This window comes from Cupriavidus sp. SS-3, assembly GCF_035818815.1.
In the GTDB taxonomy this organism is placed as follows: Bacteria; Pseudomonadota; Gammaproteobacteria; order Burkholderiales; family Burkholderiaceae; genus Cupriavidus; species Cupriavidus taiwanensis_C.
Genome location: NZ_JAYLVT010000005.1, coordinates 263478 through 289229, shown reverse-complemented (window position 1 = coordinate 289229; position 25752 = coordinate 263478). Strand labels below are relative to the sequence as shown.

Genomic DNA, 25752 nt, shown 5'->3' with positions numbered 1-25752 from the left:
CGGCATGCCGGGGGAAATCCATGCATAACACCTGCGATCATGCCGCGACGGACGACGATGTGGTGCTCGCCGTGCCGGTCACCACGGCCTACACGCGCTACAGCACCGAGCCGGCCGACTGGTACGTGGCGCAATGCCTGCGCGAGCTGCTGGCGCGCGCAGGCCTGCGCAAGGACAGCGTCGATGGCCTGGCGGTATCCAGCTTCACGCTGCCGCCGGACCCGGTGGCCAGCCTGTCCCGCTCGCTCGGCCTGTCCTTGCGCTGGCTGGAATCGGTGCCGTTCGGCGGCGCCAGCGGCGTGATCGCGCTGCGCCGCGCCGCGCGCGCGGTGCAGGCCGGCGACGCCGACGTGGTCGCCTGCATCGGTGCCGACGCCAATCCGCAAGGCGGCTTTGCCGGGCTGGCGAGCCGCTTCTCGTGGGCGGCCATCGACGCCATCCACCCGTACGGCGCGGCAGGGCCAGGCATGCCGTTCGCGCATCTGACGCGGCGCTACATGGATGCCACCGGCGCCACCCGCGCAGACTTCGGCCGCCTGTGCGTGAGCCAGCGCCAGAACGCCAGCGCCGTACCGCATGCCCTGCTGGGCACCGCGATCACGCTGGACGACTACCTGCACGCGCGGCCGATCGCAGAGCCCTTGCACAAGCTCGACCTGGTGATGCCGTGCGCGGGCGCCGAAGGTTTCCTGGTGATGTCGCGCGGCAGGGCACGCCGTCTGGGCCTGGCGCACGCGCACCTGCGCGCGGTGGTGGAGCGCCACAACGCCTATGCCGACGACGACGCCATCCTGCGCGGCGGCTGGGCGCTCGAGCAGGCGCGGCTGTACCGGCAGGCCGGCGCGACGCCGCAAGACATCGACGTGCTGGCCACCTATGACGATTACCCCGCCGTGGTGTTCCTGCAGCTGGAAGGGCTCGGCTTTTGCCAGCCTGGCACCGCCGCGGCTTTTATACAGGCGCATGACCTGGGCTTTCGCGGCGATTTCCCGCACAACACCAGCGGCGGGCAGCTCGGCTGCGGCCAGGCCGGCGCGGCCGGCGGCTACCTGGGTCTGGTCGAGGTGCTGCGCCAGGTCACCGGGCAGGCCGGCGCCAACCAGGTGCCGGGCGCACGGCTCGGGCTTGCCAGCGGCTATGGCATGGCCGTGTACGACCGCTGCCTGGCGACCGGCGCCGCCATCATCGAAGGAGTCCCGGCATGAGCGCCCATTCTCCCGCCTGGCAGGCGCTGGCCGCGGCGACGCCGTCCAACGGCCTGGCGCTGCCGCATTGCGCGGCCTGCGGCCACCGCTTCTATCCGCCGCAGCGGTACTGCCCGCGGTGCCTGCACGGCGATATCGAACACTTGCCCGACGGCGGCGCCGGCGTGGTGCTGTCGGTGGCGGTGCTGCACTACACGCTCGAGCCGCGCTTCGCGGACCGGCTGCCGGTGCACGTGGCCGCGGTGCGGCTGGATGCCGGCGTGACGCTGTTCGCGCTCGCCGACACCATGCTGGCCGCCGGCACGCGCGTGACGGTATGGCTGGACCGAGACCATGCACATCCCGATGGCGTGCTGCGCGCCCGCTGCCTCCCCATGGACCAGGACGGAGACCACGCATGAGCCCGCGCACCCAACAAGGTTTGCGTTTTGCGGGGCGCACCGCGCTGGTGACCGGCGGCAACGCCGGCATCGGGCTGGCAATCAGCCATGCACTGCTGAAACAGGGGGCCCGCGTGATCGCGGCGGGCCTCGCGCCGGCGGAGACGGCGCACCCGTTGCTGACCAGTGTCGTGACCGACCTGTCCACGTCCGACGGCGTTGCGGCGCTGGTGGCCGCGGTTGCGCACGAGCCCCGCATCGACATCCTCGTCAACAACGCCGGCGTGGTGCGCAACACCGCGCTGGCCGACGTCGGCAATGCCGAATTCGACCTGATGATGAACCTGCATGCGCGCTGTGCCATGCAACTGGCGCAGGCATGCCTGCCGCGGATGCAGGCGCGGCACTTCGGCCGCATCGTCAACGTGGCCTCGCGCGCCATCGTCGGCCTGGCCGGACGCACGGCCTACGGCGCCAGCAAGGCGGCGCTGGCGGCAATGACGCGCACCTGGGCGCTGGAGCTGGGGCCGTGGGGCATCACGGTCAATACCGTGTCCCCCGGCCCGACCGTCACCGGCATGCTGATCAGCGATTTTCCCGAGGACGGCGAGCGCGCCCGCGCGCTGGCCGCCTCGCTGCCGGCGCGGCGCCTGGGCCTGCCCGAAGACGTGGCCCACGCCGCGCTGTTTTTCGCCGACCCGGCCAGCAGCTGGATCACCGGCCAGAACCTCTTTGTCTGCGGCGGCGGCAGCCTGGCCGCGTCGCTGGCCTTGTAAGCGCCGTCACCGGCGCCTGCCACGCAATACAACCAGAACGATCGGAGATAACACGATGAACCCGTCCTGTCCTCAACCGGCGCTGCCGGGCATTCCACCGCTCGAGGAGGTGCTGCTGCAAAGCGCCGACATGCCCTGGCGTCCCAAGTCCCTGCCCGGCCTCTACGAAAAGATGCTGTGGCGCGACGAGGCAACCGGCGCTTCGATTGCGCTGATCCGCTTCGATAAGGGGGTGTCGATCCCCGAGCCCCATTCGCACGCGTCGAACCAGTTCATGTTCTGCCTGCAGGGCCGCTACGAATACACCGCAACCCAGGTGGTGCTGACGCCCGGATGCTTCTACTGGAATCCGAAGGGCAACGTCCACGGCCCCACGCTGGCGCATGAGGACACCATCGTGGTCGAGATCTACGACGGTCCGCACTATCCGCAGAAACCGAGCTGGTACACCGATGAACGCGATGCCCACTGACTTCACCGGCGGCGACGCGCATCGCCATCGCACGCACTGCGAAGTCGACGCGGGCGCGCTCAGCGCGGCCGTGAGTGCCATCTTCGCGCGGCTTGGCGTGGCCGATGCGGACGCGGTGCGCGTGGCCGATGCGCTGGTCGACGCCGACCTCGAAGGCATTCCGTCGCACGGCGTGATGCTGGTGCCCATGTATGTGCAGCGGTTGCGCAGCGGTTCGGTGACGCCGGCCGCGCACGCCGCCGTGGTTAGCGACCGGGGTGGCTGCGTGGTGCTGGACGCTGCCAACATGCTCGGGCAGCTGTCGGCCTTGCAGGCGGTGGCGCTGGCGCGCGACCGGGCGCGCGCGCACGGCATCGGTGCCGTGGCGGTGCGCAACGCCTTCCACTTCGGCGCGGCAGGACTGTATGCGCGCGCGCTCGCCCGGGACGGCTGCGTCGGCATCGTGATGTCGAATACGCGCCCGCTGATGCCCGCTCCGGGCGGCGCGCAGAGCGTGGTCGGCAACAACCCGCTGGCGATCGCGCTGCCGGGCGCAGACCCGATTCCGATCGAGCTCGACATGGCCATGAGCGCGAGCGCGATGGGCAAGATCCGGCTGGCCGCGACCCGGGGGCTCGAGCTGCCGCCGGGCTGGGCCACCGATGCGCAGGGCAATCCCACCACCGACGCCGTGGCCGCGCTGAGCGGCATGCTGCTGCCGGCCGCGGGCGCGAAGGGCTTCGGCCTGGCCTTCATGGTCGACCTGCTGTGCGGCGGCTTGTCCGGCGGCGGCACCGGTGCGGCGGTGCGCCCGCTCTATGGCGACAGCGCCGTTCCGTACAACTGCGCGCACTTCTTCCTTGCACTCGACGTGGCGCATTTCCGCGACCCGGCCGCGTTCGCGCGCAATGCCAGCGCCGCCGCCGCCGCGGTACGCGGCTCAGACCACGCGCCCGGGGTCGAGCGCGTCTATAGCCCCGGCGAACTGGGCTGGGCCACGCGCTGCCGGCAGGGCAGCCGCTGCAGCATCGAACGGGTGGTGCTGGCCGAAATCGTCAGCGTGGCGCGCGCACTTGCGGCGCCGGTTCCGTCATCCATTGCCAACCTTACCGATTCACAACCATGAAGACCCAGATCCATTCCGACGCCCTGCGCCAGCCCAACGGCCACTTCTCGCAAGCGACAGCCATCGAGGCACGCGGCCGGCTGGTGTTCATTTCGGGCATGACCGCGCGCCGGCCCGACGGCAGCATCGCCGGCATCGGCGACATCGAGGCGCAGACGCGGCAGGTCTGCGAAAACCTGAAGGCCGCGGCCGAAGCCGCCGGCGGCACGCTCGACGACATCTGCCGCGTCGACGTCTATGTGCGCAACATCGAGAACTTCGACCGCATCCACAAGGTCCGGCGCGAATACTTCCGCGCGCCGCTGCCGGCTTCGACCATGGTCGAAGTCAGCAAGCTGGTGTCGCCGGACTACCTGATCGAGATCAGCGCCGTGGCCGTCCTGCCGGACGCCTGAGCCCACCCTTATCCGTACCGGAACTCAATCATGCGATTCGCAAGTTTTACCTGCGACGGCCAGGCCCGCATCGGCGTGGTCGAAGGCGAGGAAGTCGCGCTGCTGCCGCTGGCGCTGGGCGACCTGCGCGACGTGATCGCGGGCGGCGACGCCGCGCTGCAGGCGGTGGCCGCGGCGCAGCGTGCCGGCAAGCTGCCGCGCCTGGCGCTGGACCGCCTGCGGCTGCTGCCGCCGCTGCAGCGGTTGCGGCGCGACGTGCTCTGCGTCGGCTGGAACTACTGGGACCACTTCGACGAAGGCAAGGGCAAGCGCGAGGGCCAGGACGTGCCGCGCCCGCAGGCGCCGACGTTCTTCACCAAGAGCCCCGACACCGTGATCGGGCCGCGCGACGATATCGCCTTCGATGCGCGCATCTCGGCCAAATGGGACTACGAGGCCGAGCTGGCGCTGGTGATCGGCACCGACGGACGCAGCATCCGCGCCGACAGCGCGATGCGGCATGTGTGGGGCTATTGCCTGGCCAACGACGTCTCGCAGCGCGACCTGCAGCGGCGCCATGGCGGCCAGTGGCTCAAGGGCAAGAGCATCGACGGCACCATGCCGCTGGGCCCGTTCCTGGTCACCGCCGACGAGCTCGACCCCGAGTCGGTACGGCTGCAGTGCCTGGTCAACGGCGAGCTGATGCAGGACGCGTCGGTGGCGCAGATGGCCTTCCCGATCCCGGAGCTGATTGCCGAGCTGTCCTTCGGCATGACCCTGCAGGCCGGCGACCTGGTCATCACCGGCACCCCGGCGGGCGTCGGCAATGCGCGCGAGCCGCAGGTGTTCCTGCGCGCTGGCGACACCGTCACCGTGCGCGGCACCGGACTGGGCCAGCTGGTGAACCGGCTGGTCGACACCGACCTGTACCACCAGTCGAGCGTCCCCGCGATGACCGGCAACGACACGGGAGGCGCCCATGCAGGCAATCTTTGATGCGGCCGGCGATGTGATCGTGATCACCGGCGGCGCCAACGGCATCGGCGCCGAGCTGGCACGCCGCTGCGCGCAGGCCGGCGCCACCGTGGTGGTGTGCGATGTCGACGAGCACGCCGCCGCGCAATTGCTGGCTGGCGAGCCGCGGCTGCGCTTCTGCCGGCTCGATGTCAGCGACCGCGACGCGGTGATGCGGGCGATGCAGTCGATCGAGGCCGAGCATGGCCGCATCGACGGGCTGGTGTGCGCCGCCGCGGTGCAGCCGCGCCGGGAAGTCCACGCGACCGAGCCGCAGGCGTGGCAGCAGGCACTGGCGATCAACCTGAACGGCGTGGTGTGGTGCTACTAGGCCGTGGTGCCGGGCATGATCCGGCGCCGGCGCGGCAGCGTGGTGGCGTTCTCGTCGGGACTGGCCCACAGCGGCTGGCCGCAGGCCGCGGCCTATGCCTCGAGCAAGGCCGCGCTGGGGGCCTTCGTCAGGAGCGCCGCCAAGGAGGTGGCGCAGCACCGCGTGCGCGTGAACCTGATCGCGCCGGGCGTGATCGACACGGCGCAGTACCGCAACGCCAACGCCGGCAGCGACGACGCGCACTGGGCCAACACCCTGGGCGTGGGCCGGGCCGAAGACGTGGTGGGCCCGCTGATGTTCCTGCTGTCGGATGCCGCCACCATGACCGCGTCGCTGCTGAGCCGCGACCATGCCTATCCCGCCAGCGCGCCCGCTGCCGCCACCAAGGACACCCCATGACCCCCGGCATGAAGCCCGTATTGATCGTGGGCGCGGGGCCGGTCGGGCTGACCACCGCGCTCGGCCTGGCGTACTACGGCATTCCGTTCCAGATCTTCGAGGAGGACGGCAGCCTGTCGCTGGACACCAAGGCCGGCACGCTGCTGACGCGCACGCTGGAAGCGTTCCGCCGCTATGGCGTGGCCGACGACGTGCTGGCGCGCGCGCTGCGCGTCGAAGAGATCGGCGAGATCGAGCGCGAAGCCAACCTGGCGCGCCAGTCGGTGCGCACCGCGGTGCTGCGCGACGAAACCCGCTATCCGTTCGTGGTCAACCTGCCGCAGCACCACCTAGAGCCGATCCTGCGCGCGGCGGTGGAGCGCGTGCCGCAGGGCAGCCTGCATATGCAGCACCGCCTCGAGTCATTCAGTTCCGGCCCGGACGGCGTGGTGGTCCAGCTGGATACGCCGGCAGGTCCGCGCAGCGTCGAGGGCAGCTACCTGCTGGCGTGCGACGGCGGCCGCAGCACCGTGCGCGCGCAATGCGGCGTGCCGGTCGACGGCATGTCGCTCGATGTGCGCTACATGCTGGTCGACCTGAAGCTCGACCTCGACGTGGCCAACCCGCGCGACTATCCGTACCTGGCGTATTTCTCGGATGCGCAGGAGTGGATGATCCTGGTGCGGCAGCCGCATTGCTGGCGCTTCCTGTATCCGCTGGCCAAGGATGCCGACGAGCCCGGCGACGAGGAACTGCGCGCCAAGGTGCTGCGCTTTATCGGCAAGGTCGACAAGGTGGAGCTGCTCGGCCGCGTGACCTACCGCGTGCATCACCGCATCGCGCGCCAGTGGCGGCGCGAGCGCGTGTTCCTGATGGGCGATGCCGCGCACCTGATCACGCCGATGTGGGCGCTCGGGCTGAATACCGGCGTGCTCGATGCCATCAGCCTGCCATGGCGGCTGGCGTGGGTGCTGCGCGGCTGGGCCGACAGCAGCCTGCTCGACGGCTACGAGCGCGAGCAGCGCCCGGTGGCGACCGAAGGCGCCGGCGAGATGGCCGAGGCCGCGCGCCACCACATGGCCATGCAAGGCGGCGCCAATGCGCCCACGGCGCTGCAGGACTGGGGCAATGCCTGCACCCGCACGCTGCTGGGCGTGCGCTTGGACATCGACGGCAGCGGCGACTGGTCGATGATCCGCGCCGAAGCCGAGCCGCCACCGCTGCGCGTGGGCGAGCGCATTCCGGATTTCCTGCTGCACGGCCCGGCGGGACGGCCGCTGCGGCTCCATGACCTGGTCGACGGCAACTTCCTCGCGCTGTATTTCGCCGACGTGCGCCGCCAGCCCGAGATCCCGCACAACACCTCGCCGGCGCTGCGGCATTTCGTGGTGTCGCGCTGGGATGCGCCGCTCGATTCCGGGCTGCGCGAGCGCGCGCTGCTCGACGTCGGCAACCAGTTGCGCGAACGCCTGGGCGTGCCCGACGGCACGCTGGTGCTGGTCCGTCCCGACGACCACGTTGCCGCGATCGTGCCGATCGCGCCGCGGCGCGCCGAAGACCTGTATGCAGCCATCGTCGGCGCGCCCGCGCCGCAAGGGAGCCCCCAATGATCGCCGGACCCAAAGTGCTGGGCCTGAACGGCTTCGGCCTGGAAGTGCCCGACCTGGCCGCCGCCAGGACTTTCTATGAAACCTTCGGCCTCGAAGTCGCGGCGCAGCCCGGGCCGGACCAGCCGTCGGGCGCGCTGCGCCTGCGCTCGCCGGGCCGCAGCAACGACGAGCTGGTGCTGGTGCCGGGCAGCGCCAAGCGCCTGCATCACCTGTCGTTCTATTTCGACCCGCTGCAACGCGACGCCTTTGCCGACCGGCTGGGCCGCGCCGGCCTCGCGGTGCGGGACCAGCCGCCGCCGGGCGGCGGCCGCGACGGCTTGTGGTTCCAGGACCCGTGGGGCACATGGATCCACCTGTGCCCGCAGCTTCCGGCCTCGACGCGCCGCCGCGAAGGCGGCCCGGGCGATGCCGGCTGGGCCGCGCGCGTCGACGTTGCCGCCTGGCAGGCGCTGGAGGCGCCGCGGCCGCCGCGCAAGCTTGGCCACGTGCTGATCTTCACGCCGCAGCTGGCCGAGGCCGAGCGCTTCCTGTGCGACGTGCTGGGCCTGCGCGTGGCCGACCGCGCGGTCGGCAAGGTCAGCTTCCTCGCCGCCGGCGAGGGGGTGATCGACCATCACTGCTTCGGCCTGGTCCACAGCACGCACCGCGGCTTCCAGCATGCCAGCTTCCAGGTCGGCGGCATCGACGATATCGGCCTGGGCGCGTGGCGCATGCGCGAGGCCGGCTACCGGGACAGCTTCGGCCCGGGGCGCCATGCGCTGGCGTCGAACCTGTTCCAGTATGTGCGCGATCCATGGGGCAGCTGGGTCGAGTACTACGCCGACATGGACAAGATCAGCGAGCGCTGGGTCAGCCGCGACTGGTCGGTGCTGCCCTATATCTGGGGGCCGGAATGGTCGCCGGAATTCTGGGGCGGCGAGATGAATGCCAACCTCGAGCCCCGCTAAGCCATGGAACCGATCCAATCCGAGGCCGGCGCCGCGTCCGCGATCGCACTGGACGTGCATGCACACCTGGTGCCGGTGGACACCGCGGCACTGCGGCGGCTCGACGGCGTCTGGTGGCGCGAGGCCGACGGCGTGCTGGTGATCGACGGCCAGCCGCTCCGGCAGTCAGACCTGTACCACCCCGGGCGCCTGCTGGCCTGGATGGCAGCGCAGGGCGTGCAGCGCGCGCTGGTGTCGGTGCCGCCGCCGCTGTACCGCCAGCAGCTGGACGCGCCGGCGGCGCGTGAGTGGGCGCGCTACCTGAACGACGGGCTGATGGTGCTGGCCTCGCGCCATCGCGAGCGGCTCGGCGCGCTGCTGCACCTGCCGATCGAGCATGCCGCGCTCGCGCATGCGCTTGCCGACAGCTATGACGGGGCACCGTGCGCGGGGTTTGCGCTGGCGGCCGGCGGCAACCCGGCGCTCGACTACGGCGATCCCGCGCATCGGCCGCTATGGGAGCTGCTGGACCGGCGCGGCGCCTTCGTTTTCCTGCACCCGGGCCGCTGCGGCGATGGCCGGCTGGCGCGCGCCTACCTGGACAACCTGCTCGGCAACCCCTACGAAACCGCGCTGGCGGCCACCCAACTGGTGCTGGCCGATGTGCCGCGGCAGTACCCGCGCATCCGTTTTTGCCTGGCGCATGCCGGCGGCCTGTTCCCCGCGGCATGCGGGCGGCTGCAGCGCGGCTTCGACACCGGCCGGCCCGGGGTGCCTGCCGGGATCGAACCGCCATTGCAGGCGGCAAGGCGGTTCTACGCCGATTGCATTGCACACCACCCGGCCGGATTGCGGCTGGCCGCGGAGGTGTTTGGCGCATCGCACCTGTTGTTCGGCTCCGACTGGCCATTCCCGATGGGAATTCCGTCACCCGGCACCGACGGCAGCGCGCGCACCTGGCGGGGCGCCGCCATGCCGCAAGACCACGCAACCACCACAGGCAACACCTGACCAAATTCCAGAAAGGACAAGGGGGAGACAGCATGAGCATGGAAGAGGCAAGCATCACCACCGGCATGCCCGCGGCGGCCGGCACGCAGCAGGCCACGCTGCGCAGGACCATCATCACGTCGATCGTCGGGCAGGCGCTCGAGTGGTATGACTTTTTTCTTTATGGAACGGCCGCGGCGCTGATCTTCGGCAAGCTGTTCTTTCCGCTCGGCACCGATCCGCTGGTTGGCACGCTGGCGGCATTCGGCGGCTTTGCCGTGGGCTTTGTCGCGCGCCCGCTGGGCGGCGTGATCTGCGGCCACCTGGGCGACCGCTACGGGCGCAAGCTGGTGCTGGTGCTGACGCTGGTGGTGATGGGCGTGGCCACCACCGCGATGGGCCTGTTGCCCACTTACCAGCAGATCGGCATCTGGGCGCCGGTGCTGCTGGTGTCGCTGCGCTTCCTGCAGGGCCTGGCGGCCGGCGGCGAATGGAGCGGCAGCATCCTGATCATCAGCGAGAACGCACCACCCGCGCGGCGCGGCTTCCTGTCGGCGTGGAGCCCCAGCGGCGCAACCATCGGCTTCGTGCTGTCGGCGGCGGCGTTCTGGGCGGTGCAGAAGCTGCCTGCCGACGACTTCATGGCGTGGGGCTGGCGCGTGCCCTTCCTGGCAAGCATGGTGCTGGTGGTGGCGGGCTACTACATCCGCAGCCGGATTCCGGAGAGCGCGGAGTTCGTCGCGGCCAGGCGCAGCGGACACGACGTGCGCATGCCGGTGGTGGAAGTGCTGCGCCAGCAGCCGAAGCAGATCCTGATGGTGGTGGGGCTGCGCATGGCCGAAGGCGGCGCGTCCTATATCTTCTTCGCGTTCTCGCTGGCGTACGGCGCCTATCGCGGCATCCCCAACCACGTGATGCTCGAGGGGCTGACCATCTCGATGATGCTCGTCACGGTCACGGCGCTGTGCTACGGGCACCTGTCGGACCGGCTCGGCCGGCGCACGGTCTATATGGCGGGCGCCATCGGGCTGATGTTGGTGGCGTTCCCGTTCTTCTGGCTGATCGATACCCGCGAGCCGTCGCTGGTGCTGCTGGCCTATGTGCTGGCCGACTCGGTGGTGCTGGCCGCGATGGTGGGCGTGCAGCCGAGCTATATGGCGGAGCTGTTCAGGACCGAGGTGCGCTATTCGGGCATGGGCATCGGACGCGAACTGTCCTCGGTGATCGGCGGCGGCATCGCGCCGATGATCGCGACCGCGCTGCTGGCCAGATACCACTCCGGCACGCCGGTGGCGATCTACCTGATCCTGCTGGGGCTGGTCACCGTGATCGCGCTGCTGTTCACGCCGGAAACGCTGCCGCGCGAGGCGCGTGGCGTGGACCGGGCCTGAGCCGATGGAGCCTGCCATGACCACCGTTGCCGCCCGCCTGGAAACGCCGCTGGCGCAGCGCCTGCAGTTCGACGCGCAGCGCGGCGAGGTGCGCGACCAGGACCGCCGCTATCTGCTGATGCGCCCCGACGTGCTGATGGGAACGCTGCGCCTGCTCGATGACGCGACCCGCGCGTGCGTGCTGGCTGCATTCGCCGAGTCCGCGGCGGTGCACGGGCGGCGCAGCATCCTGGCCTACGTTGCCGGCCTGGGGCCGGACGCCGGCGAGGCGCTGCTCGACCTGATCCGCCGCACCTCGCCGGCGCTCGGATGGGGCTGCTGGGACCTGGCACGGCGCGGCAACGGGCTGGTCCTCGCCGTTGCCAACAGCCCGTTCGCCGCCGGCTACGGCCCCGCCGCGCAGCCCGTGTGCGCGCCAATTGCCGGCATGTTCCGCACCATCGCCGAGACCGTGCTGGCCTGCCCGGTGCAAGTCGAGGAAACCGCATGCGCCGCCATGGGCGGGCATGACCCATGCCGCTTCGTGGCCCGGCCGGCCGCGCAAGGAGTCTCACCATGACCGACTACCGCAACGAAGCCGGCGCGATTGCCGCGCTGGTGGAGGAAGACCGCGTGCATCGCGACGTCTACCTGAGCGAGGCGCTGTTCCAGCTCGAACGCGAGCGCCTGTTCCTGCGCAGCTGGAACTACGTTGGCCACGAAAGCCAGGTACCCGATGCGGGCGATTACTACACCACGGATATCGCCGGCCAGCCGCTGATCATGGTGCGCCATGTCGACGGCAGCGTGCGCGTGCTGATGAACCGCTGCGCTCACAAGGGCGCGCGGCTGGTGTGCCAGGTCCGGGGCAATACCGGCAAGTTCTTCCGCTGCCCCTACCATGCCTGGTCCTACCGCACCGACGGCACGCCGCTCGCCGTGCCGCTGAAGCAAGGCTACGAGCACACGCGCCTGCACGCCTGCGAGTCGGGCGCGGGGCTGGTGGCGCCGCGGGTGGCGGTGTACCGAGGCTTTGTCTTTGCCTGCCTGTCCGAACACGGCCCGGGGTTCGACGACTACTTCGGCGCCGTGCTGCGCGCGCTGGACGACCTCGCCGACCGCTCGCCGGAGGGTGCGCTGCAGGTTGCCGGCGGCTGCCTGCGCAGCGTGGTGCGCTGCAACTGGAAGATGTACCTGGAGAACATCAATGACTCCGTGCATCCGGTGTCGACGCACGAATCGGTGTCGGCCACCGCCAGCGCCATCCACGGCGCCCGGCCCGCCGATGCGCCGGCCTCCATGGCGCTGGACCAGCTGCTGCCATTCGGCTCGGGCTACGCCTTCTTCGCCAGCACCGGCGCGCGCGTATTTCCGCATGGCCACAGCGTGCTCGGCACCCAGGCCAGCATTCATTCCGCCTACGCCGTGCCCGAGGCCTACCGGCAGGCGCTGGCGCAGGTCCACGGCGACCAGCGGGCGCAGCACGTGCTGGGCTTTGCGCCGCAGAACGTGGTGCTGTTTCCGTCGCTGGCGTTCAAGGGCTCGCCGCAAACCTTGCGCGTGATCCGGCCGCTGGCGGTGGACCGCACGCTGGTGGAGATCTGGGGGCTGGCGCCCAAGGGCGCGCCGCCGGAACTGCTGCGGCAAACGCTGACGTACAACCGCCTGACCTTCTCGCCGATGTCGGTGGTGGCGCATGACGACGTGCATATCTTCGAGGGCATCCAGGCCTCGCTGGCCGCGCAGGGCAACCCGTGGGTCAGCCTGCATCGCGAGTATCGCGACGACGAGCGCTTGCAGCCGATACAGGATGTAAGCGGCACCAGCGAGTTGCTGATGCGCAACCAGTTTCGCGCGTGGGCCGCGCTGATGCACGCCGGGGATGCCCTGGCGCAAGGCGGAGGCCACGCATGAGCCCCGACCACAAGACCCTGGAACTGGTGGTGGAAGACGTGATCGCATTGACCGACGCGATCACCGAGTTCCGCTTGCGCGACCCCGCCGGCAAGGCCTTGCCGGGCTTTGCCGCGGGCGCGCACCTGCGCGTGCAGGTGGCGCCCGGCGGCACGGCGGCCTGGCGCCATTACTCGCTGGTCAACGGCGACGGGCGTGCCGGGGCCACGGCCGCACCATCCGTCTATCGCATCGCGGTGCGCCGCGACGATGGCGGGCAGGGCGGTTCGCTGTGGATGCACACGCAGGTGAAGGCCGGCAGCCGGCTGGTCACCAGCGCACCGGTCAACGCGTTCGCGCTCGATGAGCGCGCCGAGGACGCGGTACTGATCGCCGGCGGCATCGGCGTGACGCCGATCGTATCGATGGCCGCCGCGCTGACGGCCGCCGGGCGCCGCTACCGCGTCCACTACAGCGCGCGCCATCCGGACCAGCTGGCACTGGTCGATGAACTGATGGCGCTGGCGGGGGGCAACCTGTCGCTATATGCCGACCAGGAGCCGATGCCGGCGCTGGATCTCGCCGCGCTGCTGGACGGCCTGGCGCCGACCCAGCCGATCTATGCCTGCGGCCCCGCCGGCATGATCGACGCGGTGCTGGCGCTGGCTTCGGCGCGCGGCTGGTCGCGCGACGATATCCATTTCGAGCTGTTCTCCGCACCGGCGCCCGGCGCCGCGGACCGCGCCTTCGAGGTCGAGCTGCGCCAGTCCGGGCGGGTGCTGGCGGTGCCTGCCGGGCAGACGATTCTCGACGCGATGCTCGCGGCCGGGCTCGACCCGCTCTACGACTGCAAGCGCGGCGAGTGCGGCGTGTGCCAGGTGCCGGTGCTGGCCGGCGACATCGACCACCGCGACTACTGCCTGTCCGAGGCGCAGCGCTGCGCTGGCGACGTCATGCAGATCTGCGTGTCGCGCGCCAGCAGCGGACGGCTGGTGCTCGATGCATGAACGGGAGGAAAGACCAATGAGCAGATACCGGGACAATGCCGAGGCCTTGCGCAGCCTGGTGCAAGACCGGCAGGTGCACCGCGACGTGTACCTGGACCAGGAAGTGTTCGCGCTGGAGATGGAGCGGCTGTGGGCGCGGGCGTGGGTGTACGTGGGGCACGACAGCCAGGTGCCGGCGGCCGGCGACTACATCACGGCCGATATCGCGGGACAGCCGGTGGTGATGGTGCGCCAGCCCGACGGCACCGTGAAGGTGCTGCGCAACCGCTGCGCGCACAAGGGCGCCAGGCTGGTGTCGCAACCGAGCGGCAACACCGGCCGCTTCTTCCGCTGCCCCTACCACGCATGGACCTACAAGACCGACGGCGCGCTGTTGTCGATCCCGCTGCGGCAGGGCTATGCGGGCACCGGGCTGGAGGCCTGTCCCGCCGGCCAGGGCATGGGCGCGCTGCGCCACGTCGAGAACTACCGCGGCTTTGTCTTCGTGCGGCTGTCCGATGAGGGGCCGGGCTTCCGCGATTATTTTGGCGCGACGTTATCCTCGATCGACAACATGGTCGAGCGTTCTCCCGACGGCGAGCTGAAAATCGCCGGCGGCGTGCTGCGCTATCGCCACGACTGCAACTGGAAGATGTTCGTCGAGAACCTGAACGACACCATGCATCCGATGGTGGCGCACGAGTCATCGGCGGGCACGGCCAAGGAGCTGTGGGCGGACCAGCCCGAGGACGCGCCCAAGCCGATGGCGATCGAGCAGCTGGTGCCGTTCACCTCGGGCTATGCCTTCTCGGACGAGATGGGGGTCAGGGTGCTGGCCAACGGCCACAGCTATACCGGCGTCGGCGCGGTGTCGCTGCATGCCGGCTATGTGGGGCTGCCCGAGTACGAGGCGCGCATGGCGCAGGCGTATGGCGCCGAGCGCGCGGCGCAGATCCTGGCTACGGTGCGGCACAACACCGTGCTCTACCCCAGCCTGACCCTCAAGGGCGCGATCCAGGCGATCCGCGTGGTGCGCCCGCTGGCGGCGGACCAGACCGTGGTCGAGTCGTGGACCTTCCGGCCCAAGGGGGCGCCGGACACGCTGCTGCGGCGCACGCTGATGTACACGCGGCTGATCAACTCGCCGATGTCGGTGGTCGGCCATGACGACCTGCACGCCTACCGGGCGATGCAGCAGGGCCTGCGCGCGGATGGCAATGAGTGGGTGAGCCTGCACCGCAACTTCGACGCGAATGAACTCGGCCAGCACGACACCACTGCCAATGGCACCAGCGAGATCTCGATGCGCAACCAGTTCCGCGCATGGATCCGCTACATGGCGCCGGATTTCAACACGGGAGACGCAACATGAATGCAACCCAGCAAGCCATGCCGCCGGGCCGGGATGACCTGGTCGCGCTGGTCTATGAGGAAGCCAGGCTGATCGACGAGAAGCGCTTCGACCAATGGCTGGCGCTGTTCGCCGATGACGGGCACTACTGGATTCCGCTGGTGCCCGGCCAGCAGGACGGCATCGACCACGCCTCGCTGATGTATGAAGACCGGCTGCTGCTGCAGCTGCGCATCGAGCGCATGCGCAACCCGCGTGCGTTCTCGCTGCAGCCGGAGCCGCGCTGCCTGCACGTGCTGCAGTGTCCCGAGATCGTCGCCATGGCGCACCACGAAAACACCTACCTGACGCGTACTCGCTACATCTATGTGGAGACCGCCGGGGAGATGCAGCAGGTCTACGCCTGCACGGCCGAGCACACGCTGTCGCAGCAGGACGGCCGGCTGAAGATCCGCCAGAAGCGGGTCGACCTGCTGAACTGCGACGCGGCGTTGCCTTCGGTCCAGCTGTTCATGTGATCGCCACGGGCATGCCGCAGCGCGTCGGCTGCTAGCCCACGCGCCGGGCGCCGCTGCCGCGGCGCCGGCATATCAGGGAAGGGAAAAAGGGGGAAGTGCCCGCGCGCCGGGCACGGGGCGCGCTCATGCCTGCGTTGCCGGAAGCGGCAAGCAGTGGGGGGTTCCGTGCGCATAAAAACTACAGGAGACATGGCATGACAAGCAGTGGAAAACGAAAGCTGGCGCGGCTGTGCGCCGGCGCGCTGGGCCTGGCGGGTTCGGCGTACGCGCAGGAAGGGGTCACGCTGTACGGCTTGTTGTCCGTCGGCGTGGCCTACGTCAACAACGAAGGCGGCCACGCCGCCACCAGGATGGTGCCCGGGACCATGCAGAACAACCGCTGGGGGCTGCGCGGCACCGAGGACCTTGGCGGCGGCGCCAAAGGCATCTTCGTGCTGGAAAGCGGCTTTGGCCTTGACGACGGCAAGTCCCAGCAGGGGGGACGGCTGTTCGGCCGCCAGGCCTATGTCGGCCTCAGCCATGACCGCTACGGCACGGTCACGTTCGGGCGCCAGTACGATGCCGTGTTCGACACGCTCGGCGCGATGTCGGCGCCGGTGGCGGCGGGCGGGCTGGCGGCGCATGTGGGGGACAACGACAATGTGTTCGGCAGTTTCCGCCACAACAACGCGGTCAAGTACATCTCGCCGTCGTGGGGCGGCCTGCGCGCGCAAGCGACCTATGCCTTGTCCGATACCGGCCAGTCGGCCAACAACCGTTCATTCAGCCTCGGCACCAGCTACGCGAGCGGCCCGCTGAAGCTGGCCGCGGCCTACATGCAGCTGGACCACCCGGGCCTGCTCGCCAGCAACAACGCCGCCGGCGCGGTGACCGACGACTATGCCGGCGCGCCCTTCGTGCTGTTCCACAGCAGCCCGCTGACGCCGGCGGCCGGCGTGGCACGGCAACGCGTGGGCGGCGTCGCGGCGGGTTACAGCGTTGGTGCGGCCCGCGTCAATGCGATGGTCACGACGGCCCGGTACCGCTACCAGGACGGCACCGCCATGCGGCTGAACAACTACGACGTCAATTTCGGCTACCGCCTGACGCCGGCGCTGGAACTGGGCGCAGCCTATGTCTTCACCGACGGCCACTACACCGGCACGGAAGCCCGGCCCAGATGGCACATGGGCCAGCTCAGCCTCGACTATGCGCTGTCGCGGCGCACGGACGTCTATGTCTATGGCGTCTACCAGCGCGCGCGGTCGGCCAGGGCGGACATCTACCTGTTCGCGCCCTCCAGCAACGGCGGGCAGCTGGTGTTCGTCACGGGCATCCGCCACAAGTTCTGACGGCCATGCCACCGCTGCCGGCGAATCGCCCTAGCCACCCATGCGCAGCGCGCGCCGGTACTGGATCGCCTCGCCCACGTGCGCCGCATTCAGCAGGTCGGCGCCGGCCAGGTCGGCAATGGTGCGCGCCACCTTCAGCACGCGGAAGTACGAGCGCGCCGACCACGCCAGCCGTGTCATCGCGCCGCGCAGCAAGGCTTGCGCCTGCGGGTCCATGGCGCAGTGCTGCTCGATCTCGCGCCCGCCCAGCTCATTGTTGGGCTTGCCCTGCCGCGCCAGTTGCCGCTCGCGCGCGGCCAGCACGCGCGCGCGCACCACGGCGCTGGCTTCGCCGGGCGGGCCGTCGAGCATTTCGCCCTGGTCCTGCGCGGGCACCTCGACCTGCAGGTCGATGCGGTCAAGCATCGGGCCGGAGATGCGCGACTGGTAGCGCCGCACCTGGTCGGGCGTGCAGCGGCACGGGCGGTCGGGGTGGCCGAGGTAGCCGCACGGACAGGGGTTCATCGCCGCCACGAACTGGAAGCAGGCGGGGAAGTCGGCGTGGCCGTTGGCGCGCGCGATGGTGATGCGGCCGGATTCCAGCGGCTCGCGCAGGACTTCCAGCACGCGGCGGTCGAACTCGGGCAGCTCGTCGAGGAACAGCACGCCGTGGTGCGCGAGCGAGATTTCGCCCGGGCGCGGATTGCCGCCGCCGCCGACCATGGCCGGGCCCGACGCGGTGTGGTGCGGGGCCCGGCACGGGCGCAGCCCCCATGCCTCGGCGCGGAAGCCGCCTGGCGTCAGGCTCATCACGGCGGCGGCTTCCAGCGCCTGCTGCAGCGACATTGGCGGCAGCAGGCCGGGCAGGCGCTGGGCCAGCATCGACTTGCCGGTGCCAGGCGGGCCCACCAGCAGCACCGAATGCTGGCCGGCGGCCGCCACCTCCATGGCCCGGCGCGCCTGCGCCTGGCCGCGCACGTCGCGCATGTCGGCGCCGCGCTCCGCGGCGGGGGGCAGCAGGGGCGGCATGGCGCGCGGCAGCCGCGCCTCGGCCAGCGGGCCGAGGTGTTCACACGCCTGGCGCAGCGTGGTGGCGGCGTGCACCGCCAGGTCTTCGATCAGCGCGGCTTCGGCGCCGTTGCCGGCGGCGACGAGGAAGGCGCGCGGCGCCTCGCCCGAGCCGGCGCGGGCGGCGTTGTCGCGCGCCAGCCCCATCGCCATGGCCAGCGCGCCGCGCACCGGGCGCAGTTCGCCCGACAGCGACAGCTCGGCGGCAAATTCGTGCGTGTCCAGCGCGTCGGCCGGGATCTGGCCGCTGGCGGCCAGGATGCCCAGCGCGATGGCCAGGTCGAAGCGGCCGGACTCCTTGGGCAGGTCGGCCGGCGCCAGGTTGACGGTGATGCGACGGTTGGGAAACTCGTAGCCGCTGTTGAGGATGGCGGCGCGCACGCGCTCGCGGCTTTCGCGCACCCCGGTGTCGGCCAGGCCGACGATGGTGAAGGCGGGCAGGCCGTTGGCGAGGTGGGTCTCGACCCGCACCGGCGGCGCGGCGATGCCGGTCAGGGCCCGGCTGCGTAGGACGGCAAGGCTCATGGCGTCGAACCGCACGGAACTGTTAACGAAAAAGGCCGCCAGCACTGGCGGCCTTCATACAGGCGGGATGGCGGCGGAACCGGCGGGCTCACGCGCCCCCGGTCGAGTCCACCGAGCCGGCGCCGGGCGGGATGCCGGCGCGGCGCTCCAGCTCGGCCACGCGGCTTTCCAGTTCCTCCAGGCGGGCGCGGGTGCGCGCCAGCACCTGCGACTGGACGTCGAATTCCTCGCGCGTGACCAGGTCCAGCCGGGCAAAGCCCTGGGTCATCATGCTGCGCACGTTTTTCTCGATATCCCTTGCCGGCGAATTGCGCAGCGCCTCGCTGACCTTGTTCTGCAGGTCGTTGAAGAGGTCGGTCGGTTTCATGGTTTCTCCTTTGCGCACCTGAGTGGTGCCAATCCGGGTGGGCATCTGGCGTATGGCGCGCTTTCGCACAGGAATTGGGCGCCCTGAATGCGGGCGGTTCCTGCGCGCGCGGGCCATATGCAGCCACCGTCAGACCTCGATTATCGCCCCAGCGGCACGCCGGCGAAAGCATCGGCGCCGCGCCGTTCACACCTTTTAACCCGATCTGGCGTTGCTGCGCGGCGGTTTCCAGGCTGCCCGGGCTCCGGTCCACCACGCGTCGCAGCGCACGGACCGCCGCTTTTCATGGGGTGGCACGGCAGTTGCAGTAGTGAGGGCGAGCTGCCTCAAAGCTTTACCGGAATCCAAATAAACGAAATCCGAGCCATCAGGAAAAGGAGAAAAATCCCATGAAGAAGTTGGCCCTTGCAGTCAGCGCGATGGTCCTGGCCAGTGCCGCCGGCGGCGCCCTGGCGCAGAGCACCGACGCCGCGGCCCCGGCTGCCGCGCCGGCCTCGCCGCATACGTTCACGGCCAACGTGTCGCTGGTCACGGATTACCGCTATCGCGGCATCAGCCAGACCAACCTGCGACCGGCCATTCAGGGCGGTTTCGACTACGCGCACGAAAGCGGCTTCTACCTGGGCAACTGGAACTCCAGCATCAGCTGGCTGGAAGACGCCAACCCTGCGGTCTCGGCGCCCGTGGAAATGGACTTCTACGGCGGCTTCAAGAACACCTTCAAGGTGGCCGGCACCGAATTCGCCTATGACCTGGGCGTGCTCGAGTACTACTACCCGGGCGGCTACAACAATCCGCGCCCGTACACCACCGAACTGTATGCGGGGATCGGCTGGGGCCCGGTCATGCTGAAGTACTCGCACTCGGTCACCAACCTGTTCGGCTGGGCCGACAGCAAGAACAGCTACTACGTCGACCTGAGTGCCAACGTGCCGCTGAACTTCTGGGACCTGACGCTGAACGCGCACGTCGGCTACCAGGGCGTGAAGCACAACAGCGATGCCTCGTACACCGACTGGAAGATCGGCCTGACCAAGGACCTGGGCAAGGGCTTTGCGCTGGCGGTCGCCTATGTCGACACCAACGCCAAGGAAGTGGCCTACACCAGCGCCAACCGCGGCCGCTACCTGGGCAAGGCCGCGGCCTGGGCCTCGATCACCAAGACTTTCTAACTCTGACGCAGCCCGGGCGGGCTGATGCCGGTCCGCTCCCAGGAGAATCCTGATGAAACTCATCATCGCAGTCATCAAGCCGTTCAAGCTCGACGAGGTGCGCGAAGCGCTGTCGGACGTGGGCGTGTCCGGCATCACCGTGACCGAAGTGAAAGGCTTTGGCCGCCAGAAGGGCCATACCGAGCTGTACCGCGGCGCCGAATACATCGTCGACTTCCTGCCCAAGGTGAAGATCGAGGTGGCGGTACCAGACGACGTGGTCGAGCGCGCCATCGAGGCGGTCGAGAAATCGGCCCGCACCGGCAAGATCGGCGACGGCAAGATCTTCGTGACCCCGATCGAGCAGGTCATCCGCATCCGCACCGGCGAGACCGGCGGCGATGCCCTGTGACCCAAGACAGCATAGAGACAAAGGTGAATCCCATGAAATCCTGGATCAAGCGATTCCTGGCGGCGGGCGCGATGGCGCTGGCCGTCGGCACCGCCGGCGTCGGCATGTCGAGCCCGGCCGCCGCGCAAGACAAGCCGGCAGCCGAAGCCTCGGCCGCCGCCACTTCCGCGCCGGCCGCTGCAGCGGCTGCGGCAGCCCCGGCTGCGGCGCCCGCTGCCGCCCCTGCAGCAGCGCCCGCCGCGGCCGCGCCGGCGGAAGCCGCCGCTGCGCCGGCTGCGCCCGTGCCCAACAAGGGCGACACTGCCTGGCTGCTGGTCTCGACCGCGTTCGTGATCCTGATGACGCTGCCTGGCCTGGCGCTGTTCTATGGCGGCCTGGTGCGCTCCAAGAACATGTTGTCGGTGCTGATGCAGTGCCTGGTGATCTTCTCGCTGGTGTCGCTGCTGTGGGCCATCTACGGCTACAGCTTCGCCTTCACCGAGGGCAATGCGTTCTTCGGCGGCACGGACCGGCTGTTCATGAAGGGGCTGACGGTCGACGCCGTGGCCGCCACTTTCAGCAAGGGCGTGGTGCTGCCGGAACTGGGCTACTTTGCCTTCCAGTGTGCCTTCGCCTGCATCACCTGCGGCCTGATCATCGGCGCCTTCGCCGAGCGCGCGCGCTTCTCGGCGGTGCTGGTGTTCGTGGTGCTGTGGTTCACCTTCGCCTACCTGCCGATCGCCCACATGGTGTGGTTCTGGCCGGGCCCTGACGCCTACACCGACGCCGCCGCCGGCACCGCCGCAACGGCCAAGGCCGGCTGGCTGTTCCAGAAGGGCGCGCTGGACTTTGCCGGCGGCACCGTGGTGCACATCAATGCCGCGGTGGCCGGGCTGGTGGGTGCCTTCATGTTCGGCAAGCGCATCGGCTTCGGCCGCGAGGCGATCCGTCCGCACAGCCTGACCTTCACCATGGTGGGTGCCTCGCTGCTGTGGTTCGGCTGGTTCGGCTTCAACGCCGGCTCGGCGCTTGAAGCCAACGGCTCGGCCGCGCTGGCCTTCGTCAACACGCTGCTGGCGACCTGCGCCGCGGTGCTGTCGTGGACCTTCGGCGAGTGGATCGGCAAGGGCAAGCCGTCGATGCTGGGCGGCGCCTCGGGTGCGGTCGCCGGCCTGGTGGCGATCACCCCGGCCGCGGGCTTCGTCGGCCCGATGGGCTCGATCGTGATGGGCCTGGTGGCCGGCCTGCTGTGCCTGTGGGGCGTGACCGGACTGAAGCGCATGCTGGGCATGGACGACTCGCTGGACGTGTTCGGCGTGCACGGCGTGGGCGGCATCGTCGGCGCGCTGCTGACCGGCGTGTTCGCCGCGCCCAGCCTGGGCGGCACCGGCATCTACGACTACGTCGCCAACAAGGTGGCCGACGACTATTCGATCGCTGGCCAGCTGTGGGTGCAGTTCGAAGGCGTGCTCACCACCGTGGTGTGGTCCGGCGTGGTGGCCTTCGTCGCCTACAAGCTGGTGGACATGCTGATCGGGCTGCGCGTGCCGGAAGACGAAGAGCGCGAAGGCCTGGATATCACCTCGCACGGCGAGACCGCGTACGAAGGCTGATCGCAAAGGTGTTGTGCTGGAGGGCTGATTGGGAATCTGCTCTCAGGAGTTTTGCCCGGCCGCGTGCCGGGCTTTTTTCTTTGTTGCGTTGACCGGGGTTGCAGACATTTAGCCTGCGGCGATCACGCATGGCGACGCGGACAAGCCCGTCGCGACGCCTGCCCGGATTGCCAGCGAAACCCGCGAAGCCAGTGCTGGCGCGGGCCAGCCGGCAATCCCGCGCGCCGCGCGCGGGCTTTTCGCAAAGTGCTTAACTCCGATCTTAAAAAGCTTCAATTGTCTTTAATGTGCGGCGCACATACATTGCCATTGAGGCAGTTTCCTCCACCTGCAGAACGCTCCCCGTATCTGTCAGGCCATTTAAAAGCGCGGCATCGCCGCGCTTTTTTTTTTGCCCGCACGCCACGCCGGCGCGGCCCTCTTTATTTCGCGCCGCCCATCCCCATATGGTTATCCCTTATGCCAGGCGCTGCATATCCTTATAAAGGGTGTGCCAGCGCCCGGTTGGCCGTTCCTCTACAATCGGGGCGAACGATTAAGACGATCTATAGGATGGATATGGTCCCGCATCTCATCACCGCGCTGAACGGTCCGCTGCTCGAACTGGAAAAGAAGATCCTGGACGCGACCCCGTCCATCGAGCGCTGGTTCAGGCTGGAATGGCAGGAGCATACGCCCCCCTTCTATTGCTCGGTCGATCTGCGCAACGCCGGCTTCAAGCTGGCGCCGGTCGATACCAACCTGTTCCCCGGCGGCTTCAATAACCTGGCCCCCGAGATGCTGCCGCTGGCGGTGCAGGCCGCGATGGCGGCTATCGAAAAGATCTGCCCGGATGCCAAGAACCTGTTGCTGATTCCGGAACGCCACACCCGCAATATGTTCTACCTGCAGAACGTGGCGCGGCTGTCGCTGATCATGCGCCAGGCCGGGCTGAACGTGCGCCTGGGCTCGCTTTCCGAGGAAATCACCGAACCGACCCCGATCGAGCTGCCCGACGGCCAGACCCTGGTGGTCGAGCCGCTGGCGCGCCTGGGCACCAAGGGCCGCCGGCTGGGGCTGAAGGACTTCGATCCCTGTTCGATCCTGCTCAACAACGACTTGTCGGCCGGCATTCCGCCGATCCTGGAAAACATCAACGAGCAGTACCTGCTGCCGCCGCTGCACGCCGGCTGGTCCACGCGTCGCAAGAGCAGCCACTTTTCCGCCTATGACGAAGTGGCGAAGAAGTTCGCCAAGCTGATCGACATCGACCCGTGGATGGTCAACCCGTACTTCGCCCGTACCACCGGCGTGAATTTCCACGAGCGCGTGGGCGAGGAAGAGCTGGCCGACGCGGTCGAAGGCGTGCTGAAGAAGATCGCCAAGAAGTACCGCGAGTACGGCATCAAGGAAACGCCGTACGTGGTGGTCAAGGCCGATGCCGGCACCTATGGCATGGGCATCATGACCGTGCGCGACCCGTCCGAGATCAAGGGCCTGAACCGGAAGGAGCGCAACAAGATGAGCGTGGTCAAGGAGGGCCTGGAGGTCAGCGACGTCATCATCCAGGAGGGCGTGCACACCTTCGAGAAGGTCAACGAGGCGGTGGCCGAGCCGGTGGTGTACATGATCGACCGCTACGTGGTGGGCGGCTTCTACCGCGTGCACACCGGCCGCGGCAACGACGAAAACCTCAACGCGCCGGGCATGCATTTCGTGCCGCTGGCGTTCGCGCCCAACGGCATCCCGGACAGCCACGCCAAGCCTGGCGCGGCGGTGCCGAACCGCTTCTACATGTATGGCGTGGTGGCGCGGCTGGCCTTGCTGGCGGCGTCGCTGGAGCTCGAGAAGACCGACCCCAACCCGATCATCTGAACGCCACCATGCGCATCCTCTTCATCACCGATCAGCTGGAGACCTTCAAGACCTACAAGGACTCCACCTACGCCATGATGGCCGAGGCCGCCGCGCGCGGCCACGAGCTGTACTGGTGCCTGCAGCCGCAGCTGGCGCTGTCCGGACGCACGGTCGAGACCGTGGCCACGCGGCTGCACCTGACTGGCGAGGATGGCGCGGAACATGGCGCCTGGTACCGCGAGGGCAACAGCGCGCTTGAGCCGCTGTCGGCCTTCGACGCGGTGCTGATGCGCAAGGACCCGCCCTTCGACATGGAATACGTGACCAGCACCTGGCTGCTGGAGCTGGCCGAGGGGCAGGGCGCGCGCGTGTTCAACAAGCCGCGGGCGATCCGCGACCATTCCGAGAAGCTGGCGATTGCCCAGTATCCGGAATTCATCACGCCGACGCTGGTCACGCGCGACCTGGCGCGCATCCGCGATTTCCACGCCGAACATCGCGACATCATCGTCAAGCCGCTCGACGGCATGGGCGGCATGGGCGTGTTCCGGGTCGGCGCCGACGGCATGAACCTGGCCGCGATCGTCGAGACGCTGGGCCAGGACGGCGCCCGCTCGCTGATGGTGCAGCGCTATATCCCGGCGATCAAGGACGGCGACAAGCGCGTGCTGCTGATCGGCGGCGTGCCGGTGCCGTATTCGCTGGCGCGCGTGCCGATGGCCGGCGAAGTGCGCGGCAACCTCGCCGCGGGCGGCACCGGCCGCGCCCAGGAGCTGAGCCGGCGCGACCGCGAGATCGCCGAGGCGCTGGCGCCGGGGCTGTGGGAGCAGGGCCTGCTGCTGGTTGGCCTGGATGTCATCGGCGACTACCTGACCGAGGTCAATGTGACGAGCCCGACCTGTTTCCAGGAGATCACGCAGCAGACCGGCTTCCATGTCGCGGCGATGTTCATCGACGCGCTCGAGCACGCCGTCGACGCTGCCGGCAGCTAGGCGCCAGCGGTCCGGGCGGGCAGCGGGAGCGCCGGGGGGCGCCTGCTACAATCGGGGCAATCCAACGGATTCACCATCATGGCAGGCATCCTGATCATCGCGCACACCCCGCTGGCATCAGCCTTGCGCGATTGCGCCGCCCACGTCTACTGTGGCCAGCCGCAGCGGCTGGAAGCCATCGACGTCCTTCCCGATGCCGATCCCGCCGCCGTGCTGGCCGAGGCCAGGCGCCGGCTGGAAGCCATCTGCGAAGACAACGGCGCGCTGGTCCTGACCGACATCTTCGGCGCCACCCCCGCCAATATCGCCGCGCGCCTGGCCGAGCCTGGCCGCGTGCGCGTGCTGGCCGGCGTCAACCTTCCCATGCTGGTCCGTGCCATCTGCTACCGGGCCGAAAAGCTGGACCAGCTCGCCACCAAGGCGCTGGCCGGCGGCTCGCAGGGCGTGCTGCAGGTCGGCACCACCACCGTCCAGAATCAAACCGCCAATCATCCCGACAAATATGCTGCAGAGGGACACCACCATCATCAATAAACTCGGACTGCACGCACGCGCGTCCGCCAAACTGACCCAGCTCGCCGGCAACTTCGTCAGCCAGGTCAAGATGTCCCGCAACGGACGCCAGGTCGATGCCAAGAGCATCATGGGCGTGATGATGCTGGCCGCCGGGATCGGCTCGACCATCACGATCGAGACGGAGGGTCCCGACGAGCAGGAGGCGATGGACGCGCTGCTGGCACTGATCGCCAACCGCTTTGGTGAAGGGGAGTGAGGCCGGCGGCCTTGACCCGAATTGATAAACGTTCCTGACGGAGCGGTA

General features: G+C 69.3%; 26 protein-coding genes and 1 pseudogene. 25 read left to right on the top strand and 2 right to left on the bottom strand.

Annotated features, from left to right (window positions below; all coding sequences use genetic code 11):
- Positions 1-20: 20 nt before the first annotated feature.
- The 18 genes and pseudogenes from U9J39_RS10975 (at position 21) to U9J39_RS10890 (ending at position 17010) form a co-directional block, all read left to right on the top strand.
- A complete protein-coding gene (locus U9J39_RS10975) occupies positions 21-1205 on the top strand; it encodes a thiolase family protein (protein ID WP_326347039.1) in 1185 nt (394 codons plus the stop codon).
- A complete protein-coding gene (locus U9J39_RS10970; protein ID WP_115707966.1) occupies positions 1202-1606 on the top strand; it encodes a Zn-ribbon domain-containing OB-fold protein in 405 nt (134 codons plus the stop codon). The genes U9J39_RS10975 and U9J39_RS10970 overlap by 4 nt, the downstream gene beginning before the upstream one ends.
- Positions 1603-2361, top strand: coding sequence for an SDR family NAD(P)-dependent oxidoreductase (locus U9J39_RS10965; RefSeq protein ID WP_115679245.1), 759 nt, complete (start codon positions 1603-1605; stop codon positions 2359-2361). Before U9J39_RS10970 ends, U9J39_RS10965 begins: the two co-directional genes overlap by 4 nt.
- Before the next feature lie 55 nt (positions 2362-2416).
- A complete protein-coding gene (locus U9J39_RS10960; protein WP_115679246.1) occupies positions 2417-2833 on the top strand; it encodes a cupin domain-containing protein in 417 nt (138 codons plus the stop codon).
- The gene (locus U9J39_RS10955) at positions 2814-3938 is read left to right on the top strand and encodes an Ldh family oxidoreductase (protein WP_197722696.1); all 1125 of its coding nucleotides are present in this window, start codon (positions 2814-2816) and stop codon (positions 3936-3938) included. The genes U9J39_RS10960 and U9J39_RS10955 overlap by 20 nt, the downstream gene beginning before the upstream one ends.
- Complete coding sequence (locus U9J39_RS10950) at positions 3935-4333, top strand: RidA family protein (RefSeq protein ID WP_115679247.1); 399 nt, start codon at positions 3935-3937, stop codon at positions 4331-4333. Before U9J39_RS10955 ends, U9J39_RS10950 begins: the two co-directional genes overlap by 4 nt.
- Before the next feature lie 30 nt (positions 4334-4363).
- A complete protein-coding gene (locus U9J39_RS10945; protein WP_115707967.1) occupies positions 4364-5308 on the top strand; it encodes a fumarylacetoacetate hydrolase family protein in 945 nt (314 codons plus the stop codon).
- A pseudogene (locus tag U9J39_RS10940) lies at positions 5292-6056 on the top strand (SDR family NAD(P)-dependent oxidoreductase). The gene U9J39_RS10945 and the pseudogene U9J39_RS10940 overlap by 17 nt, the downstream one beginning before the upstream one ends.
- Positions 6053-7645, top strand: coding sequence for an FAD-dependent monooxygenase (locus U9J39_RS10935; protein ID WP_115707968.1), 1593 nt, complete (start codon positions 6053-6055; stop codon positions 7643-7645). The pseudogene U9J39_RS10940 and the gene U9J39_RS10935 overlap by 4 nt, the downstream one beginning before the upstream one ends.
- Positions 7642-8592 (top strand): VOC family protein, encoded by a 951-nt coding sequence (locus tag U9J39_RS10930; protein WP_326347038.1) that lies wholly within the window; start codon positions 7642-7644, stop codon positions 8590-8592. The genes U9J39_RS10935 and U9J39_RS10930 overlap by 4 nt, the downstream gene beginning before the upstream one ends.
- A gap of 3 nt (positions 8593-8595) precedes the next feature.
- Positions 8596-9582, top strand: a complete 987-nt coding sequence (locus U9J39_RS10925) for an amidohydrolase family protein (protein ID WP_326347037.1) — start codon at positions 8596-8598, stop codon at positions 9580-9582.
- Between the two features lie 38 nt (positions 9583-9620).
- Positions 9621-10952, top strand: a complete 1332-nt coding sequence (locus U9J39_RS10920; protein ID WP_240987703.1) for an MFS transporter — start codon at positions 9621-9623, stop codon at positions 10950-10952.
- Positions 10953-10968: 16 nt separating this feature from the next.
- The gene (locus tag U9J39_RS10915) at positions 10969-11511 is read left to right on the top strand and encodes a V4R domain-containing protein (protein WP_326347036.1); all 543 of its coding nucleotides are present in this window, start codon (positions 10969-10971) and stop codon (positions 11509-11511) included.
- Positions 11508-12845 (top strand): aromatic ring-hydroxylating dioxygenase subunit alpha, encoded by a 1338-nt coding sequence (locus U9J39_RS10910; RefSeq protein WP_326347035.1) that lies wholly within the window; start codon positions 11508-11510, stop codon positions 12843-12845. Before U9J39_RS10915 ends, U9J39_RS10910 begins: the two co-directional genes overlap by 4 nt.
- Positions 12842-13831, top strand: coding sequence for a PDR/VanB family oxidoreductase (locus U9J39_RS10905; RefSeq protein WP_326347034.1), 990 nt, complete (start codon positions 12842-12844; stop codon positions 13829-13831). The genes U9J39_RS10910 and U9J39_RS10905 overlap by 4 nt, the downstream gene beginning before the upstream one ends.
- Before the next feature lie 16 nt (positions 13832-13847).
- Entirely contained in the window at positions 13848-15182 is a 1335-nt protein-coding gene (locus tag U9J39_RS10900) for an aromatic ring-hydroxylating dioxygenase subunit alpha (protein ID WP_326347033.1), read from the top strand.
- Positions 15179-15679, top strand: coding sequence for an aromatic-ring-hydroxylating dioxygenase subunit beta (locus tag U9J39_RS10895; protein ID WP_326347032.1), 501 nt, complete (start codon positions 15179-15181; stop codon positions 15677-15679). The genes U9J39_RS10900 and U9J39_RS10895 overlap by 4 nt, the downstream gene beginning before the upstream one ends.
- A 194-nt stretch (positions 15680-15873) precedes the next feature.
- A complete protein-coding gene (locus U9J39_RS10890) occupies positions 15874-17010 on the top strand; it encodes a porin (protein WP_326347031.1) in 1137 nt (378 codons plus the stop codon).
- Positions 17011-17040: 30 nt separating this feature from the next.
- Here the strand turns inward: U9J39_RS10890 and U9J39_RS10885 are convergent, their stop codons facing one another.
- The gene (locus U9J39_RS10885; RefSeq protein ID WP_326347030.1) at positions 17041-18582 is read right to left on the bottom strand and encodes a YifB family Mg chelatase-like AAA ATPase; all 1542 of its coding nucleotides are present in this window, start codon (positions 18580-18582) and stop codon (positions 17041-17043) included.
- A gap of 88 nt (positions 18583-18670) precedes the next feature.
- The gene (locus U9J39_RS10880) at positions 18671-18949 is read right to left on the bottom strand and encodes an accessory factor UbiK family protein (protein WP_012351595.1); all 279 of its coding nucleotides are present in this window, start codon (positions 18947-18949) and stop codon (positions 18671-18673) included.
- A 389-nt stretch (positions 18950-19338) separates the two neighbouring features.
- Between U9J39_RS10880 and U9J39_RS10875 the strand changes: the two genes are divergently transcribed.
- From U9J39_RS10875 to U9J39_RS10845, 7 genes are all read left to right on the top strand, one after another.
- Positions 19339-20121, top strand: a complete 783-nt coding sequence (locus U9J39_RS10875; RefSeq protein ID WP_115679260.1) for a TorF family putative porin — start codon at positions 19339-19341, stop codon at positions 20119-20121.
- Between the two features lie 52 nt (positions 20122-20173).
- Entirely contained in the window at positions 20174-20512 is a 339-nt protein-coding gene (locus U9J39_RS10870; protein WP_115679261.1) for a P-II family nitrogen regulator, read from the top strand.
- A 32-nt stretch (positions 20513-20544) separates the two neighbouring features.
- Positions 20545-22104: an ammonium transporter gene (gene amt, locus U9J39_RS10865; RefSeq protein WP_326347029.1), complete on the top strand. Its 1560-nt coding sequence runs from the start codon at positions 20545-20547 to the stop codon at positions 22102-22104.
- Positions 22105-22662: 558 nt separating this feature from the next.
- On the top strand, positions 22663-23958 hold the full coding sequence (gene gshA, locus U9J39_RS10860) for a glutamate--cysteine ligase (RefSeq protein ID WP_062802025.1): 1296 nt from the start codon (positions 22663-22665) through the stop codon (positions 23956-23958).
- An 8-nt stretch (positions 23959-23966) separates the two neighbouring features.
- Positions 23967-24932 (top strand): glutathione synthase, encoded by a 966-nt coding sequence (gene gshB / locus U9J39_RS10855; protein ID WP_326347028.1) that lies wholly within the window; start codon positions 23967-23969, stop codon positions 24930-24932.
- Positions 24933-25010: 78 nt separating this feature from the next.
- Complete coding sequence (locus U9J39_RS10850; protein WP_012351600.1) at positions 25011-25466, top strand: PTS sugar transporter subunit IIA; 456 nt, start codon at positions 25011-25013, stop codon at positions 25464-25466.
- A complete protein-coding gene (locus U9J39_RS10845; protein WP_115679265.1) occupies positions 25435-25704 on the top strand; it encodes an HPr family phosphocarrier protein in 270 nt (89 codons plus the stop codon). Before U9J39_RS10850 ends, U9J39_RS10845 begins: the two co-directional genes overlap by 32 nt.
- Positions 25705-25752 lie beyond the last annotated feature (48 nt).